This is a genomic window from Martinezella hainanensis (assembly GCF_900094555.1).
Taxonomy (GTDB): domain Bacteria; phylum Pseudomonadota; class Alphaproteobacteria; order Rhizobiales; family Rhizobiaceae; genus Rhizobium; species Rhizobium hainanense.
Genome location: NZ_FMAC01000004.1, coordinates 359,315 through 376,585 on the forward strand (window position 1 = coordinate 359,315; position 17,271 = coordinate 376,585).

At 60.3% G+C, this 17,271-nt stretch carries 15 protein-coding genes; 5 read left to right on the plus strand and 10 right to left on the minus strand.

Annotated elements, in window-relative coordinates; translation table 11 throughout:
* Window positions 1-31: 31 nt before the first annotated feature.
* The 3 genes from GA0061100_RS15315 to GA0061100_RS35150 form a co-directional block, all read right to left on the minus strand.
* Window positions 32-3,181 (minus strand): efflux RND transporter permease subunit, encoded by a 3,150-nt coding sequence (locus GA0061100_RS15315; protein ID WP_075853550.1) that lies wholly within the window; start codon window positions 3,179-3,181, stop codon window positions 32-34.
* 9 nt (window positions 3,182-3,190) lie between these two features.
* Complete coding sequence (locus GA0061100_RS15320; RefSeq protein WP_075853551.1) at window positions 3,191-4,495, minus strand: efflux RND transporter periplasmic adaptor subunit; 1,305 nt, start codon at window positions 4,493-4,495, stop codon at window positions 3,191-3,193.
* A 68-nt stretch (window positions 4,496-4,563) separates the two neighbouring features.
* Window positions 4,564-4,848: a hypothetical protein gene (locus GA0061100_RS35150; protein ID WP_244557859.1), complete on the minus strand. Its 285-nt coding sequence runs from the start codon at window positions 4,846-4,848 to the stop codon at window positions 4,564-4,566.
* Here GA0061100_RS35150 and GA0061100_RS15325 point away from each other — a divergent pair.
* Window positions 4,750-5,274: a TetR/AcrR family transcriptional regulator gene (locus GA0061100_RS15325; RefSeq protein ID WP_244557856.1), complete on the plus strand. Its 525-nt coding sequence runs from the start codon at window positions 4,750-4,752 to the stop codon at window positions 5,272-5,274. The genes GA0061100_RS35150 and GA0061100_RS15325 overlap by 99 nt on opposite strands.
* A 209-nt stretch (window positions 5,275-5,483) precedes the next feature.
* Here GA0061100_RS15325 and GA0061100_RS15330 read toward each other — a convergent pair whose 3' ends face one another.
* The 3 genes from GA0061100_RS15330 to GA0061100_RS15345 all read right to left on the minus strand — a co-directional run bounded on the left by GA0061100_RS15330 (window position 5,484) and on the right by GA0061100_RS15345 (window position 7,111).
* Window positions 5,484-5,723, minus strand: a complete 240-nt coding sequence (locus tag GA0061100_RS15330; protein ID WP_075853552.1) for a hypothetical protein — start codon at window positions 5,721-5,723, stop codon at window positions 5,484-5,486.
* Between the two features lie 434 nt (window positions 5,724-6,157).
* Entirely contained in the window at window positions 6,158-6,616 is a 459-nt protein-coding gene (locus tag GA0061100_RS15340) for a helix-turn-helix domain-containing protein (RefSeq protein ID WP_075853554.1), read from the minus strand.
* Window positions 6,617-6,802: 186 nt separating this feature from the next.
* The gene (locus GA0061100_RS15345; RefSeq protein ID WP_075853555.1) at window positions 6,803-7,111 is read right to left on the minus strand and encodes a hypothetical protein; all 309 of its coding nucleotides are present in this window, start codon (window positions 7,109-7,111) and stop codon (window positions 6,803-6,805) included.
* 292 nt (window positions 7,112-7,403) lie between these two features.
* Between GA0061100_RS15345 and GA0061100_RS15350 the strand changes: the two genes are divergently transcribed.
* The 4 genes from GA0061100_RS15350 (at window position 7,404) to GA0061100_RS15365 (ending at window position 11,514) form a co-directional block, all read left to right on the plus strand.
* Window positions 7,404-8,417 carry an ABC transporter substrate-binding protein gene (locus GA0061100_RS15350; protein ID WP_075853556.1) on the plus strand — a complete coding sequence of 338 codons (1,014 nt, stop codon included), beginning with the start codon at window positions 7,404-7,406 and terminating at the stop codon, window positions 8,415-8,417.
* A 249-nt stretch (window positions 8,418-8,666) separates the two neighbouring features.
* Window positions 8,667-9,680, plus strand: a complete 1,014-nt coding sequence (locus GA0061100_RS15355) for an ABC transporter substrate-binding protein (protein WP_075853557.1) — start codon at window positions 8,667-8,669, stop codon at window positions 9,678-9,680.
* A gap of 120 nt (window positions 9,681-9,800) precedes the next feature.
* On the plus strand, window positions 9,801-10,619 hold the full coding sequence (locus GA0061100_RS15360) for an ABC transporter ATP-binding protein (RefSeq protein ID WP_075853558.1): 819 nt from the start codon (window positions 9,801-9,803) through the stop codon (window positions 10,617-10,619).
* A gap of 13 nt (window positions 10,620-10,632) precedes the next feature.
* The gene (locus GA0061100_RS15365; protein ID WP_075853559.1) at window positions 10,633-11,514 is read left to right on the plus strand and encodes an ABC transporter permease; all 882 of its coding nucleotides are present in this window, start codon (window positions 10,633-10,635) and stop codon (window positions 11,512-11,514) included.
* 273 nt (window positions 11,515-11,787) lie between these two features.
* Here GA0061100_RS15365 and GA0061100_RS15370 read toward each other — a convergent pair whose 3' ends face one another.
* The 4 genes from GA0061100_RS15370 to GA0061100_RS15385 all read right to left on the minus strand — a co-directional run bounded on the left by GA0061100_RS15370 (window position 11,788) and on the right by GA0061100_RS15385 (window position 17,243).
* Window positions 11,788-13,203, minus strand: coding sequence for a sensor histidine kinase (locus tag GA0061100_RS15370; protein ID WP_075853560.1), 1,416 nt, complete (start codon window positions 13,201-13,203; stop codon window positions 11,788-11,790).
* A complete protein-coding gene (locus GA0061100_RS15375) occupies window positions 13,193-13,861 on the minus strand; it encodes a response regulator (RefSeq protein WP_075853561.1) in 669 nt (222 codons plus the stop codon). The genes GA0061100_RS15370 and GA0061100_RS15375 overlap by 11 nt, the downstream gene beginning before the upstream one ends.
* A 63-nt stretch (window positions 13,862-13,924) precedes the next feature.
* The gene (locus GA0061100_RS15380; protein WP_075853562.1) at window positions 13,925-15,718 is read right to left on the minus strand and encodes an alpha/beta fold hydrolase; all 1,794 of its coding nucleotides are present in this window, start codon (window positions 15,716-15,718) and stop codon (window positions 13,925-13,927) included.
* A gap of 10 nt (window positions 15,719-15,728) precedes the next feature.
* Window positions 15,729-17,243 carry a lipopolysaccharide biosynthesis protein gene (locus GA0061100_RS15385; RefSeq protein WP_075853563.1) on the minus strand — a complete coding sequence of 505 codons (1,515 nt, stop codon included), beginning with the start codon at window positions 17,241-17,243 and terminating at the stop codon, window positions 15,729-15,731.
* Window positions 17,244-17,271 lie beyond the last annotated feature (28 nt).

The following is a 17,271-nucleotide window of genomic DNA, read 5'->3' on the forward strand; positions in this document are numbered from 1 at the left end:
CTTCTTGATGTCGAGGGCGGGCGGCGTTTCGTTAGTGCGTGGTGCCGCTATCGGGCGCCGGCGTTTCCTGCGTGGTCACCGGGCCAATCCTGCCTTTGAAGACACGGCGGACGGAGACGAAGAGCAGCGGGATGAAGAAGACGCCGAGAACGGTCGCCGAGATCATGCCGCCCATGACGCCGATGCCGATCGAGTTCTGGCTGCCGGAACCGGCCCCATTGGCGATCGCCAGCGGCAGAACGCCGAGGATGAAGGCAAGCGAGGTCATCAGGATCGGCCGCAGACGCTGGCGGGATGCTTCGAGCGTGGCATCGATCAGGTTCTTGCCCTGGTTCTGCTGCTCGATGGCGAATTCGACGATCAGGATGGCGTTTTTCGCCGCCAGGCCGATGGTCGTCAAGAGACCGACTTTGAAGTAGACGTCGTTCGACTGGCCGAACAGGGTTGCGGCCAAGAGCGCACCGAAGATGCCGATCGGTACCGACAGCATGACGGCGAGCGGGATCGACCAGCTTTCATAAAGGGCTGCGAGCGCCAGGAAGACGACCAGGATGGAGATGGCGTAGAGCTGGCTTGCCTGGTTGCCGGAAAGCTTTTCCTGGGCGGACAGGCTGGTCCATTCATGGCTGAAGCCTGGCGGCAGGGTCGCCATGATCTTGTCGATCTCGTTCATGGCGTCACCGGAGGAGACCCCCGGCGCTGCCGCACCCTGGATTTCGACGGCGGACGAGCCGTTATAGCGCTCCAGGCGCGGCGAACCGTAGGTCCATTGGCCGTTCGAGAAGGCCGAGAAGGGCACCATGTCGCCGCCGGAGTTGCGCACATACCAGCGGCCGAAGTCCTCCGGCTGCATGCGGAAGTCCTTGTCCGCCTGCACGTAGACCTTCTTGACGCGACCGCGGTCGATGAAGTCGTTGACGTAGGTGCCGCCCCAGGCCGTCGATAGCGTCGTGTCGATGTCAGAGAGCGTGATGTTCAGTGCGCTCGCCTTTTCCTGATCGATATTGACGGAATATTGCGGCGTATCTTCCTGGCCATTCGGACGGGTGCCGAAGAGTTTCGGATTCTTGGCGGCTGCGCCGAGCAACTGGTTGCGCGCCTGGATGAGCGCGGCGTGGCCGGAGCCGTTGATATCCTTGATGAAGAAGTCGAAACCGCTCGAGCTGCCGAAGCCGGGGATTGCCGGCGGTGCCAGCGCGAAGACGCTGCCGTCCTTGATCTTCGAGAAAGCGCCCATGGCGCGGCCGGCGATGGCCTGTGCCTTCGACTGCGGCGTCTTGCGCTGATCGAAGTCCTTCAACCTGACGAAGACGATACCGACGTTCTGGCCCTGACCGCTGAAGCCGAAGCCTGCGACGGCGAAAGCGCCTTCGACATAATCCTTCTCGTTGTTGAGATAGTAGTCCTTGACCTGGTTAAGCACCGTCCACGTTCGGGAATCCGTCGCGCCCGGAGGCAGCTGGATCGCGGTCAGAAGGATGCCCTGATCCTCTTCCGGAAGGAAGGAGCTGGGCAAGCGATTGAAGAGGTAGGCAACACCGCCGCCGATGGCGACGAAGATGAGCAGGAAGACGATGCTCAGGCGGATCATGCCATGGATGGTGCGCTGATAGCCGCGCGTTCCTCGTTCGAAGTTGCGGTTGAACCAGCCGAAGGCGCCCTTTTCCTTCGCGCCATGCTTGGGCTTCTTCAGGATGGTGGCGCAAAGGGCCGGCGTCAGGATCAGGGCGACGATGACGGAAAGCACCATTGCCGAGACGATCGTCACCGAGAACTGCCGGTAGATGATGCCAACCGAACCGGAGAAGAAGGCCATCGGGATGAACACGGCCGACAGAACCGTGGCGATGCCGATCAGCGCGCCGGTGATTTCCTGCATCGACTTGATCGTCGCCTCGCGTGGCGACAACCCTTCTTCCTCCATCACACGCTCGACGTTTTCGACGACGACGATGGCGTCGTCGACCAACAGGCCGATCGCCAGCACCATGCCGAACATGGTCAAGGTGTTGATGGAATAGCCGAACAGCGAGAGTACGCCGAAGGTGCCAAGCAGCACGACCGGGACGGCGAGCGTCGGGATCAACGTGGCGCGGATGTTCTGCAGGAAGACGAACATGACGATGAAGACGAGCACGATGGCTTCGAACAGCGTCTTGACCACGTCCTCGATCGACAGCTTCACGAACGGCGTCGTGTCATAGGGATAGACGACTTCGACATTCGGCGGCAGGGTCTGGCTCAGATTGTTGATGGTCGTCCTGACCGCTTCCGCCGTGTTGATGGCATTGGCGCCGGAAGCGAGCATGACGGCAAGACCGGCCGAAGGATGACCGTTATAGGTGCTCGACGTCGTGTAGCTTTCCGCTCCAAGCTCGACGGTGGCGACATCGTTAAGACGGACGAGCGAGCCGTTGGACTGGCTCTTCAGGATGATGTTTTCGAATTGCTCGGGCGTCTGCAGGCGGCTCTTGGCGGTTACCGTCGCGTTCAGCTGTTGACCCTTGCGCTGCGGCAGGGCACCGAGCTGACCGGCAGAAACCTGCGAATTCTGTGCCTGGATCGCGGTGGTGACATCGCTCACCATCAGCTGATACTTGGCAAGTTTGTCGGGATCGACCCAGATGCGCATGGCGTATCCGGAGCCGAAAATCTGCGTGTTGCCGACGCCTTCGATACGCTTCAGCGTATCGTTGAGCGTGCTCGAAACGTAGTCGGCGAGGTCGTTCGAATTGAGCTTGCCGTCCGTCGATACGAAACCGACGACCATGAGGAAGTTCGAAGTCGATTTGGAAACGACGATACCGCTTGTCTGAACCGTCGTCGGCAATTGCGCGGTGACGAGCTGCAGCTTGTTCTGCACCTGCATCTGCGCAACGTCGGAATCCGCCTTGTTGTTAAAGGTCAGCGAGATCGATGCCTGGCCGGTCGAGGTCGAGGTCGACGTCATGTAGTCAAGGTTATCGATGCCGGTCATGCCCTGCTCGATGACCTTGGTCACCGAGTTTTCGACGGTTGCGGCGTCTGCGCCGGAATAGGTGGCGGAAATGCTCACCGTTGTCGGTGCGATCTGCGGGTATTGCGAGATCGACAGGGTGAAGATCGACAGCGCACCCGCCAGCATGATGACGATGGCGATTACCCAGGCAAAGATCGGCCGGTCAATGAAGAAACGAGACATTGAACCACCTCACTTCTGAGCGCCGGGGGCGGCTTTGGTATCTGTCTTTTCCAGTCCGGCCTGCTCCGTTGATGGCTTGCTGTCGGCTGCGGCCTGCTTCACTTCGCCGGTCGCATCGTCGATGGTCACAGGAGAGACATTGACTTCCTGCCCGTCGCGGATGCGCTGGACGCCTTCGACGACAACGCGATCGCCATCGGTTATGCCCTGATTCACCAGCCAGCTATTGCCGATGCTGCGCTCCACCTTCAGGACCCGCTGTTGCACCTTGCCTTCGGCTGTCACGAACATGGCGATCGGCTCGCCCTTCGTGTTGCGCGTCACGGCGCGCTGCGGCACCAGGAAACTGTTTTCGGCAATGCCTTCCTGGATGGTGGCGCGCACATACATGCCGGGCAGCAGAACACGATCGGGATTGGGGAAGACGGCGCGGACGGTAATTGTACCAACCGTTTCGGCGACAGAGGACTCGGCAAATTCGAGCTTGCCGGTTTCCTTGTACTGGCTGCCGTCCTCGAGCGTCAGGTGCACGGAGACGTTGTCGCCGCTCGTCTTCAGCCGGCCTTCGGCGACGGCACGGCGGAATTCGAGCAAGTTGGTGCTCGACTGGGTGACGTCGACATTGATCGGGTCGAGCTGGCGGATGGTGGTCAGCGCCGTTGTCTGCTCGGCGGTGACGAGGGCGCCGACCGTGACGGCCGAAGCATCGACGCGACCGCCGATCGGCGCGCGCATCTTGGTGTAGTTGAGATTGATACGTGCCGTTTCCAGGGCTGCTCTCGCCGATGCCACGTCTGCGTTCGCCTGAGCCAAAGTGGAAAGTGCATCGTCCAGATTTTGCTTGCTGACTGCGTCCTGCGCCGTCAGGCTTTTATAGCGATCTACTTTTGACTGGGCGCTCGGCACGGCTCCCTCCGCCTTCTGCAGGGAAGCCGTGGCGCTGTCATAGGATGCCTGGAAAGAGGCCGGATCAATTTCGTAGAGCACGTCGCCCGCGTTGACCTCGCTGCCTTCCTTGAAGTTGCGGCTGCGGATGATGCCGCCGACCTGCGGTCGCACTTCTGCGACGAGGTAGGCGCTGGTGCGGCCAGGCAGTTCGGCGGTGATGGCGACGGATTGCGGATGCAGCGACATCGCGCTGACTTCCGTCTTGACGACGGGAGCGGTGTTTTGGGCGGAATTCTGCTGGTTGCAGCCTGCCAGCAACATCGCGGCGACAATTCCGGCGGCGGTCAGTGAGCCGCGGCCAATCGAAAGACGAGCGGATATCACCGGATATGCGAGTGCAGAAGTGGGAGGGGCGAGCTTTCGCACGTTGCTATTTCCTGTTGCCTTATTTATAGTACCAAGTCGTACAGAAAATATTTGTACTGCTTCAAATGTCAATCGTATTCGGCTGTTGGGGTCAAGACGGTGTGCTGACAAAGGAACGAACAGCCAAGGCCGATCAGGCCGCCAAGCGACGCCCGCGCGGCCGTCCGAAAACCGTGAACGACGATGCGCGCCGCGCGGAGATCGTTGCGGAGGCGCGCGCGACCTTCTATGAGCTGGGCTACGGCGGTACAACCATGGATCTGGTTGCTGCCCGGTGCCGGATTTCGAAGCAGACCCTCTACAGGTTGTTTCCAGGCAAGACCGATCTCTTCATGGCCATCATCGTCGAGCATCGCGCATCCATGCTGGCCCTGCCGCGGCCTGCGGATGAGAGCTTGCCATTCGACAAGGCGCTCGAGCTGATATTCATGATCGACATTGATGAAGATCAGGAGCGTGAACGGGATGCCTTCATTCACCTTGCCATCAGTGAATCGCAGCAATCTCCGGAGATCGCGACATTGATGCACACTTATGGTGCGAGACAATCACAGCGGATGTTGGCGGATTGGCTTATCGAGCAGCAGCGGCGCGGCCTGATCGAAATTGCCGATGCGGCAAGCGGAGCGCGCATGTTGATGAGCGTGATCTTCGACGCGATGATTTCGAGGCCGGGTCGTCCGAAAGATTGGCCGGACCGCGAAACGCGGTTGCGTCATGTCCGCCATTGTATCGCGATTTTTACCGCCGGCGTCCAGCCGCGCAAAGGTGACCGCTAAAGCGCGTCCGATCTCTCGGATTCGCGTCCCCGTGTTTAGGCCCTTGATTTTGCGCATGTCGTTGTCGCAAGGCCGCCGCAGACTTTTGGGCAACATGTTCTCGGCCTCTTGTCCCGACAATTTCGGCTCGCAAAAGAAAAATGCCGATATGGCCTGCTGAGCCATACCGGCATCGTCCCGTATCCGGCAGAGGCCGGAATTACTCCAATTCAGTGTGCCACCACGTTTGCTATGTCCGTTCCCTCTTCGAACAAGGGATTGGGCAAGCCATTTTCATACATTTCCTGCAGCACGGCCCCGAGCGCCAAGTCCAGGCACCAGACCGGGAATTCCGCATTCAGGTTTTTGGCGCTCTGCCGTGCGTAAGTGATGAGCCGAGCGATTGATGCCAGTTCCTTGAGCGAGTCTGGGTCCTGGTATGCGGCGTCGATCGGAAGTGCTGCTGTCATTTCGTGCCCTCTATTGCCCCGTTCCCGGCAGACGAATCGTGTCTGGCCGGGAACATGAGCAAACCGTAACGAATGTTTTGCAGCTTGGCGCGTGACATGCGGCGTGACACGATGCGTGATTGCGGCGATTTTTTGATTTTGCAATTTCAAGGCGTGAAATGCGGCATGCGAGGAATAAGAAGGGGCTTCGCGTCGAATATTTGCGCGCAAAATCCGCCTATGTTTCCGCGGTCGGCGAGATTTTGGTGCCGCCAGGATATCGATCTTGGCGGCCCGCTTCGAGCCGTTGCCAGGCTAGACAGACTGGAATCTTCGGGGAGAGCTCCGGCCCCAAAGCGCATCGCGATCTTTCAGATTCGCTTCTTGCATTTTAGGCTTTTGATTTTGCGCATGTCGTTGCCGCAAAACCGATGCGCACTTTTGTGCGACCTTGTTTAGTTGCGCAGGCCGACCGATACGTTCGTCGCGCGCGGGATATGATCCGGCAGCACGTCGGAGGCATTTGCCAGCGACTTGATCAGCGTCAGCACGGACTGGCGAATGCTTGGATCGTTGATCTTCATGAACGCCTTGTTGAGGCTAAGACCCTCTTTGGACGTCAGGAAGTCCGACAGATCCTCAAGGCCGTTGATTGCGCCGAGGCCATCGGTGTTCAGCGGCTGCGAATTGTCCTGCTGGAAGAAGAAGGCAACCGGTACGGCGAGCACGCCAGCAATGGCCTGCAGCCGGCTGGCGCCGATACGATTCGTGCCCTTTTCGTATTTCTGCACCTGCTGAAACGTCACGCCGATCTGTTCCGCAAGCCGCTCCTGGCTCATGCCAAGCATAAGACGGCGCGTGCGCACGCGAGAGCCTACATAGGCATCGATCGGGTTCGGTACTTTTGCACTCACTGCGCAATCTCCTTATTCGAATAGGGCTGGCGGATTACACCATACGTTGACCCTTCACGATAAAGGGCGCGTGCTCTATCTGCCCGCAAAATGTGCGTTAAATGTGGGTGGAGCTCAACTAAAAGTCTTTTTATGTTAAATTTTGTAACTCCACACACGCATAAACCACAGAAAAGCTGATTCGCGTCAATGTGGATTGAAGATGGAGGACGGCTTGCAATTGTAGACGGGGCAAACCGGGTTATCCCTCGTCGGTACGTAGCTGCGGCCGGCATAATCGGATATGTCGCATTGACCGCTGTCGGCCACATAGCGATCGTAGAGAACCGGGCCGCCGCGAGGCGCAGGATAGCGCAATATAACTGCACGTTCCTTTGCGATGAGCTGCTGAACGGCAGCGCAGGTTTTGCTCAGTGACTCGTAGCGGGAAATTGCCGATGCCGGTCCGGCGATCATGAGTGCTGATAGAGTAACGGCTAAGGCTGCACTTCTCATGGATCGGCCCCCTCGGCGAAAGCATGGATCTTACATAGTCGCGCCGCGGCAGTTGCCAAGATCGGGCAGCGCTTCTCGTTGTAAAGCGATCCCGCTCTCTGGTGCTTCGGCAATGAGAACGGCCAAATTTGCAGCACGAATACCAAGGAAATAAACTTGCAACGTCACCCCTTCGGATCGCGCACTGAAAGCCGACTGAAAGGTTGCCCGTCTTAAGCTCGCTAAGCTTCGTGGAGGAAGCAATTTTGCGCAGCGTCGTATGGCGTGAGCATTCAAACCGGAGGAGACCTTAATGCGTTCGTCGCGCACTCTTTTTAACACCGTAGCCCTATCCCTCGTCATGACAGCTGCTTCCTTTGCGGCTCCAGCGGCGCATGCTGCTGATAAGATCTCGATCATGGTGGGTGGCTACGAGAAGCAGATCTATCTGCCGGCCAAACTTGCCGAAGGCCTCGGCTACTTCAAGGAGGAAGGTCTGAACGTCGAGCTTCTGAACGAGCCTGCAGGCGTTGATGCGGAAAACGAAATGCTGGCTGGTGCCGTCCAGGGCGTCGTCGGCTTCTACGATCACTGTATCGACCTCCAGGGCAAGGGCAAGTTCGTCGAATCGGTCGTGCAGTTCAGCCAGGCCCCCGGCGAAGTCGAGCTGGTGTCGGCCAAGCATCCGGAGATCAAGGCCCCCGCCGATTTCAAGGGCAAGAGCCTCGGCGTTACCGGCCTCGGTTCTTCAACCAACTTTCTGACGCAGTATCTGGCCGTCAAGGCAGGCTTGAAGCTTGGGGAATTCACCTCCGTTCCGGTCGGTGCCGGCCAGACCTTCATCGCGGCCATGCAGCAGGATGCCATCCAAGCGGGCATGACGACCGAGCCGACGGTCTCGCGTCTCTTGAAGACCGGCGAGGCCAAGGTTCTGATCGACATGCGCACGATGGACGGGACAAGAGCTGCTCTGGGTGGAACCTATCCGGCAGCGTCTCTTTATATGCAGGAATCATGGGTCAAGGACCACAAGGAGGAAACGCAGAAGCTTGCGAACGCTTTCGTCAAGACACTGCATTTCATCAACACCCATTCGGCCGCCGAGATTGCCGACAAGATGCCGAAGGACTTCTATGTCGGTGACAAGGAAGGCTATGTGAAGGCGCTCGAAAACGGCAAGGCCATGTTCACGCCGGATGGCGTCATGCCGGAAGACGGCCCGAAAACCGTTCTTGCCGTGCTTTCCGAGTTTTCCAAGAACGTCCAGGGCAAGTCGATCGACCTGAAGAGGACCTACACGACGGAATTCGTCAAGAACGCCAAGTAGTTCGGAGCATCGTTCCCGGTCTCGACAAGGGCTGGGTTTCCGTCAGATCGCGAAGTGACAGACGAACGCCGGCGGCACATATTCGTGCCGCCGGCGTTCGCATTAATAAAATTGCAATGTCGCATTCAAGGGGCTGAAAGCTGAAAGCTAGCTGAAAGGTAGCCTACGTTAGTTTGGCTAAGCTTCGTGGAGGAAGCACCTTTTCTGCAGCGTCGCATGGCGCAATGATTCAAACAGGAGGAGACATTGATGCGTCCATCGCGCACCTTTTTTCACACCGTAGCCCTTTCTCTCGTCATGACTGCCGCTTCCTTTGCAGCGACGGCCGCCAATGCTGCCGACAAGATCTCCATCATGGTGGGCGGCTACGAAAAGCAGATCTATCTGCCGGCCAAGCTCGCCGAATCCCTCGGCTACTTCAAGGATGAAGGCCTCGACGTCGAGCTTCTCAACGAATCCGCCGGTGTCGACGCTGAAAACCAGCTGCTCGCAGGCGCCGTTCAGGGCGTCGTCGGCTTCTACGATCACTGTGTCGACCTGCAGGCCAAGGGCAAGTTCATCAAGTCCGTCGTGCAGTTCAGCCAGGCTCCGGGCGAAGTCGAGCTGGTTTCGTCGAAGTATCCTGATATCAAGTCCTTCGCCGACCTCAAGGGCAAGCGCGCCGGCGTTACCGGCCTCGGCTCGTCGACCAACTTCCTGACGCTCTACATGGCGTCGAAGGCTGGTCTCTCGCCGGCCGACATCACGCCTGTTCCGGTCGGTGCCGGCCAGACCTTCATCGCCGCGATGCAGCAGGACGCCATCCAGGTTGGCATGACCACCGAGCCGACGATCTCGCGCCTGCTGAAGACCGGCGAAGCCAAGATCCTCGTCGATCTGCGCACGCTGAAGGGCACCGAAGCTGCGCTCGGCGGTACCTATCCGGCCGCATCGCTCTATATGGATGCCGCATGGGTCGATGCGCATAAGGACGAAGTGCAGAAGCTGGCGAATGCTTTCGTCAAGACGCTGCGCTTCATCAATACGCATTCCGCCGCCGAAATTGCCGACAAGATGCCGAAGGACTTCTACGTCGGCGACAAGGACGGCTACATCAAGGCTCTCGACGCCGGCAAGGAAATGTTCACGGCCGACGGCGTGATGCCGGAAGATGGTCCGAAGACGGTTCTCGCCGTGCTCTCGCAGTTCTCGAAGAACGTGAAGGGCAAGACGATCGATCTGTCGAAGACCTACACGACGGAATTCGTCAAGAACGTCAAGTAAGCAGTCAGAACGCCGCTTCCGGCCAGTTTTCAAACAGGTTCCGGAAGCGGCAGTTCAAAAGATTTGCAGTTCACTGGGCTTTGCGTGCACGCCCTGAAGGCACGCGTCAGGATCAGCACCATGCAACAGGATGAACGCCGCGCACCGGCGATCGAGCTCATCAATGTCAGCCGCCGTTTCGTATCGCCGACCGGCAAATCGCTGACCGCACTGCGCGATTTCAACATGACCGTCGAACGCGGCGAATTCGTCGCTGTTGTCGGACCGACGGGCTGCGGCAAGTCGACGACGCTCAACCTCGTCACCGGCCTTGCCAAGCCGAGCGCCGGCGAAGTTCGCCTGATGGGCGGCCCGGTCAACGGCATCGACCCTCGCGTCGGCTTCGCCTTCCAGACGGATGCGCTCTTCCCCTGGAAGAACGTCATCGAAAACGTCATGGCCGGCCCACTGTTTCGCGGCAAGTCGAAGGCCGAGGCCGAGAAGATGGCCAAGGACTGGCTCGCCCGCGTCGGCCTCTCGAAGTTCCTGCATCACTATCCGCATCAGCTCTCGGGCGGCATGCGCAAGCGCGTTTCGCTGGCGCAGACCTTCATCAACGAGCCGGAAATCCTGCTGATGGACGAGCCCTTCTCGGCCCTCGACGTACAGACCCGCACGGTCATGCATGAAGAACTGCTGAAGCTCTGGGCCGAACGCCAGGCATCGGTCGTTTTCGTGACGCACGATCTCGAAGAAGCCGTGGCGCTTGCCGACAAGGTCTATGTGCTGACTGCCGGCCCGGCGACGGTGAAATCGGTCTACACGATCGACCTGCCGCGACCGCGCGTCGTTTCGGAGATCCGCTACGAGCAGAACTTCATCGATTATTGCAAGACGATCTGGGACGACCTGCGCGAAGAGGTCGAAACCAGCTATCGCCGTGCCGCTGAAGCGGCATAAGGGAGGATTGATCATGGCAAACACAGCCCTCGAAACAGGCAATGCCCCGATCTTCCGTGCCGGCACCTCGGACGCGGAAATCGAAGCTGCGGCGCTGAAGGCGCTCGCTCGTCGCAAGTATGTCGTCAAGGCCTGGCAGATCGGCATTCTGCTCGCCATCCTCGGCCTCTGGCAGCTTGCCTCCGACCTACACTGGATCGATCCGTTCTTCTATTCGAGCCCCTATGGCATCGCACTGCGCCTCTGGGACTGGATCACCGAAGGCACCGAGAGCGGCTCGCTCTGGTATCATCTCGGTGTCACCATGGAAGAAGCGCTGATCGGCTTCATCATCGGCTCGGTGACCGGCGTTCTCGTCGGCGTCGCCCTTGGCCGCAACAAGCTCGCTTCCGATATCCTGTCGATCTACATCAAGGCGATCAATTCGATTCCGCGCGTCGTTCTCGCGCCGATCTTCGTGATGATCATGGGTCTCGGCCTGCCGTCCAAGGTGGCGCTCGCCTTTATCATGGTGTTCTTCGTCGTGTTCGCCAATGCCTTCCAGGGCGTCCGCGAAGCCGATCGCAACATGATCGCCAATGCCCGCATCCTCGGCGCCTCCAACTGGCAGGTGACCCGCAACGTCATCCTGCCGTCGGCAATGAGCTGGATTTTTGCAAGCCTGCACATCTCCTTCTCCTTCGCCATCATCGGCGCCATCGTCGGCGAGTTCGTCGGATCGCTGGCCGGTATCGGCTACCTGATCTCGATCGCCAAGGGCACTTATGATGCCGCCGGCCTCTATGCCGCGATCATCCTGGTGATGGTCGTCACGCTCGGCGCCGAATATGTGATGACGCTCATCGAAAACCGCATCACCCGCTGGCGTCCGCAGCAGAGCCTCGACACGCACTAAGCAGCCAATTACTGGCACCTCCCAAGGCCGGGGGCCGGGCATCTTGCCCGGCCTTTTTTGTTTTACGCAGGCGGCTCCCTCTCCCCGCTTGCGGGGAGAGGGCTGGGGTGAGGGGCCACGGGCTGTCGACTTGAGGGAGAGTTTTGATTGGCTTTCCGCGAGAAGCGCCGCAAGCAAGGTGCTTCCATATTCTTCAGGAGCAGCCCCTCACCCTAACCCTCTCCCCGCGCGCGGGGAGAGGGGACTATCTCGCCATCACCGCCGCTTGCACTTTCAAACCGCCGGCAGCCGAACACTGACCAGCAGGCCGCCACCGGCGGCATCGGCGAGGGCGGCGGAACCGCCGGCGCCGTCGACGACCTCGCGGACGATGGCAAGCCCCAGGCCGCTGCCTTCCGGCTCCGTGCCCATGATGCGGTAGAAGCGTTCGAACACATGGGCGCGCTCGGCCTCGGGAATGCCCGGGCCATTGTCTTCGAACCATAAAAGCGCCGTGTCGTCTTCCTGTTCAACGCCAACAGTCACGCGGCCGCCGTCCTGCGTGTAACGCAAGGCATTGTCGATAAGATTGACCAGCATTTCGCGCAGCATGGTGCCGTCGCCCTCGACGCAGACCGGCTTTTCGCTCGCCTCGAGACCCAGGTCGATATTGCGGCGCAAGGCTTCCTCGGCGAGCGTTTCCAGCACGCGTCTGGCTGTTTCGGCGAGGTCGATAGTATCGTTGCGTGGTCGCCGGCTGCCGTGCTCGGCACGAGACAATGTGAGGAGCTGACTGGCAAGCCGCGTGACTTGCCGTGTGCTGGAGCGCAGCGCCGTCAGCGCCTCGTCGCGTCTGATATTGTCCGTCTCGCGGGCAGCGACGCTCGCCTGCGTCGAAATCAGCGCCAGCGGCGTGCGCAGCTGATGGGCGGCGTTCGAAACGAAGCGGCGCTGCGCGGCCATCTGGTTCTGCACCCGCTCCATATGATCGTTGAGGGCATGGACGAGCGGCCGAAGCTCGTTCTGCACCATATGGGGGTCGAGCGGATCGAGACGCTGGCGGCCGCGCTCGCGCACGGCATCGCGCAGCCGCAGCACCGGCGCAAGGCCGCGCTGCAGACCAATGATGGTCACCAGGCCGGCGAGCAGGACGAGGGCCAGCTGCTTGGTGAAATCCGAGAGCCACAGCCGGCGGCGCATGGCATCCTGGCTGTTGTGCGTGACGGCAACCGCGACGGAAATGGTGCTGTCCTGATCGAGGCCAACAACGGGATGGCTCAGCATGAGCACGCGGACGCCGTCGGTCCGAAAGGTCCTGTCTTCGCCGATGCTGTCACGCTCCGGCCGAGGCAGGTCGGGGAAGCCCGCGACGAGATTTCCCCATGCGGTCACGACCTTATAGAAGACACGATCGCCATAGCCTGTATCGAACATTTCCAATGCGGCGGGCGGAATGTCGATCTGCACCGTGCCGTTGGCATCGACGCGCACGGCCTCGGCGATCACGCGTGCAGAGGCGAGGAGCGTATGATCGGTGACGAGATTGGCCGTCGCGTCGGCCGAACGGAAGCTTAGATAGAGATTGATGCAGATGGCGCCGATCAGGGTCAGCACGACCCAGGCCAAAAGCTGCGCCCGCAGGCTCGTCTTCACCGCGCCGACGGCGCGGCTCAGGATTCCCTTGGATGGTGCAGCTTCATCATTGTGCATGGCGAAGGAGATAGCCGAGGCCGCGTAGCGTTGCGATCTGCACGGTGCTGCCTTCGAGCTTCTTGCGGACGCGATGCACATAGATTTCGATGGCGCTGGTGTCGGCAAGATCATCGAAGCCGAAGACGCTTTCCGAGAGCGTCGCCTTGGTGACGGTCGTGCCGGCCTTCATGACGAGATGTTCGAGCACGGCGTGCTCGCGCGGCGTCAACGCCAGGGATTCTCCGGCCAGATAGAATTGTCGCGTGCCGCCATCGAATACCAGGTCGCCGACGGCGATCTCAGGCGCGGCACGGTCATGACCACGGCGCACGGCAGCCCGTATGCGAGCTTCGAGCTCGGCAATCTCGAAGGGTTTTGCCAGATAATCGTCGGCGCCGCTGTCGAGGCCGGCGACCCGGCCATCGAGGCTGGCATTGGCCGTCAGAATGATGACAGGCACCTTGTTGCCACTCTGGCGCAAGCGCTTGAGCAGCGTCAGCCCGTCCATTTTCGGCAGCGACAGGTCGAGGATGACGATGGCGTAGGCGGCGACTTTCAACATGTGCTCGGCATCTTCGCCATCATAGGCGATGTCGACGACATATTGCGCCTGACGCAGCGCCTTGCCGAGCCAGGACGCCAGTTCGCGGTTGTCTTCGACGATCAGGAGCCTCATGCAGCGACTATACAGCAAGTATCGGATATGGCGAACATTTCCGGCGGTTTTCCGGCCAGGGTCTCATCTGTTGCCGAGCCTCAGACCCATCTCCCTGACCTCTCTCAGATACACCTTGCGCGCATAGGGCGGGGTCAGATTGTGGTCCGCTTCGGGGATGATGGTGAGGCGTATATCCGGAAAATGCTTCAGGCCGGCGCCGTTCTCGCCGAACTGGTCATGCAGGTGGTCGAGGCCAATATCGTGGGCGCTGTAGATCAGGGACATGTCGACGCCGCGTCTGGCGAGCGTACGGAAACCGCCCAGCACAGGTCCTTGCGCCGCAGAGAAGATAGGGAACGCACCGAGCAGCTGGCGAGCCGATCGTATCGCCCGCCGGCCGAGCCCGGTCGCCACGTTGCATATGGCGCTTCTCGCATCGATCTGGCCGCCGAAGAGCCGCTTCAGCGTCTCCATTTGCAGGAGCTTGCGGCCATAGGTCTCGAGCGATCGGGGAGCGAAGCGCAGGGCTTCATCGACCGATCGGCTCTCGTCCCAATGGAAGCTGTAGGGATTGACCGTGATGAGGCCGCCGCAACGGGCGTCGCGCAACGCTGCTTGAAAGGCGAGATAGCCGCCGCTGCAGCGCCCCACCACATAGGCCGGCAGCAGATGCCGGCTCTCCAGAAGATCCAGCGCCTCGGTGACATCCCGATGTTGTTCGCGGGAATAGAGTACCTGTTCCGGAGCATCGGAAAGCGGCGGACTGTCGCCGACATTGGCCGTATCGAAACGCAGCGAGGCAATGCCGTCGCGGGCAAGCGCGCGCGCCATGGCGACCGACATCCGGCCCCAGCCGGCGCTTCGGTCATAGGCTGTCGTCAGGAGCAGCGCGGTCGCGCCCGTGCGCGCAATACCCCGCGGTTCGCAGAGAATGCCGAACATGCGGTTTTCCGTGCCGAAGCGTAGCGGTGTCTCGCGAAAGTCTTCGCCGGTGAGGGGCTCTGTTGCCGGCGGCGCAAGATCGATCGATGCGATCTCACTGGTTTCGGCGGCGACCGACTGCACCCATTCGACTATTTTCCGGGCGGCTGTCGTCGGCATGGTGGCGATGGTTGGGTTCGAGACGAGATCGTCATAACCATCGTAGGAGGCCTGCGTGACTTGGGTAGCGAGCGTTTCGAGATGACGCGCGAAGTCGGCGTCTCCAGGACGGCCGGGGCGCGTCAGCACGAGGCAGTTTGTGGTGCCCAGCCGATCGAGCGTCATGAGGTTCAGCTTCCTGACTGCATCGGCGGCGCTATCGGGCATGCGCAGGCTGGCGACGGTGACACCCTCCGTCTGACGCTGCGCTTCGGGCAGCCCCATGCTCTCGTCGATCATCTTCGACCAGACGGTCAGCTCGCGCAGATAGGCCCGGCCGGAGATGACGGGCGCGAGAAAGGCGAGGCCGTCAATACCGGGAATATGTTCGGCGAGAGTGGCGGCGATGGTTCCGCCGAGACCTTGGCTGACAAGGACCAGCCGTTTACAGCCGGAAAGCGCCTTGAGTTTTGCAGCTGCCGCGAGAGCGGTTTCCTGCCAAGGCTCCAGGCCTTTGCCTTCATCGGTGAGGTCGAGCGCATCGCCGGTGCCGGCATAATCGAAACGCAGGCTGGCAACGCCGATATCAGCGAGATCCTCGGCCAGAATCCGCCAGAACTTGCGCACGCACATTTCCTCGAACCCCCAGGGGCTGAGAAACAGGACGGCGGTGCCGCGTGAAGGTGCCATGGCCGATGTGAACAGGCCGACCGTTCCGGCGAAGGTTACCGGGGTCGCTGCCGATCTTAGCCGCCTTCCTTTGTCTTTTTCTTCGGCGGCTCCCCAACCAGCCATGCTAGTCTCCTCACATTCGGCGCGGGGCCAATAGGGCCAGAGCCTGAGTGGCAATCGGATTGATACGTGCGGGCAATCGCGTCGCGATCTTCTGCATGACCTCGATATCTTCGGCTGGAACGGCTTTCAGCATTCTGAGCGCGATGCCATAGGCCAGTGCGCCGGCGATGACAGCGCTTATGAGACCTGCGACACCGGTCAGCGCCTGAACAAAACCATAGGCTGCAACCGCGCACAGAATGGCAGCAACCGTGACTTTTGCAAGGTTGATGAGCATACCGCGCGTCGATCCTTCGAATTCCATGCGGCGTACCGTCATCAGGCACAGGGCGACAAAGGCGAGCAGACGGACCAGCGCCGCACCCTCGCCTCCGTAAAAGGGTACGGCGATGACGCAGCCGATGACCATGATGACGCTGGCGACGACGCCAATGACGGTGCGTTCGCGCACGCGATCGAGCGAATAAAGATACTGTGTACAGATCTGCATGAAGACATAGGGTACGGCAGTCAGGGACAGCAGCGCCACCATACCGCCGCTCGGCGCAAAGGCCGGGCCGAAGATCGTCACGACTAGCTCCGGTGAGATGGCCGCGAGACCGAAGCTCATCGGCAGGGTGATATAGGCGATGCTGCGCGCCACGCCGGCAAAGACTTCGACTGGCAGTTTGTCCGATTCCCGCGCGTGCATCTGTTCGGAATAATAGGGCAAGAGGCTGCCGCTCAGTTGTACGGGCAGCTGCAGCGCGAGGTTGGCGAGCGACAGGCCGACGGCGTAAAAGCCAACCGCTTCGATACCCCAATAACGCTGCAGGAACAAAAGTTCGATGCGATTGAGGAAGACGGAGCTGTTGACGAGCTCGATCGAGAGAATGAGCGATGAACTGATCAGAGCGGAAAGGCCGACGCCGCAGCTGTTCTTACGGGCGATCGCAATCCTGAGTGTTGCGATGAACATCGGCAGCTGACCGATCGCGTAACCGGCAAGCGCACCGCTGACGCCGAAGAAAATCGCGCCGAAGAGGACGGTAACGAGCTGCAGCGCCGAACTTATCACGGTGATGCGCAGGAACGCGCCGACCTGCTGCTCGCCGATCAGATAGTTCTTGCTGTAGGCGCCGAGAGACTGAAGGACGAAGAAGACGCCTGTTATGGCAATGACTGCGGACGCGTCGCCGGCCCAATGCAATCGCTCCGTATCCCAATAATAAGCGGCGTAGCCGAGAAGCAGAATTCCGGTTGCGAGAATCGTCGGCTGCAGGAGATAAGCGGCAAAACCCAACCGTTCTTCAGTAGAATAGCCGCTCCCCTTCAATTGCGGCAGGATGCGCAGCAGGGTAACACCGGCACCAAGCTCGGCGATCAGCGCGCCGGTCGTCGTCAGCCACAGGGAAAAGGCGATGATGCCGTTGGCCTCCGGGCCGAGCAGGCGCGCCGCGATGATCGAACAGGCAAAGCCGGTCGCGAGCAGGGTCAATCCCGCCGCTGCGTTCAAAACCGAATTTGCCATTATGCTCTTCGTCATGAAGACTGACCGTTCCTCAAGTTGCCGG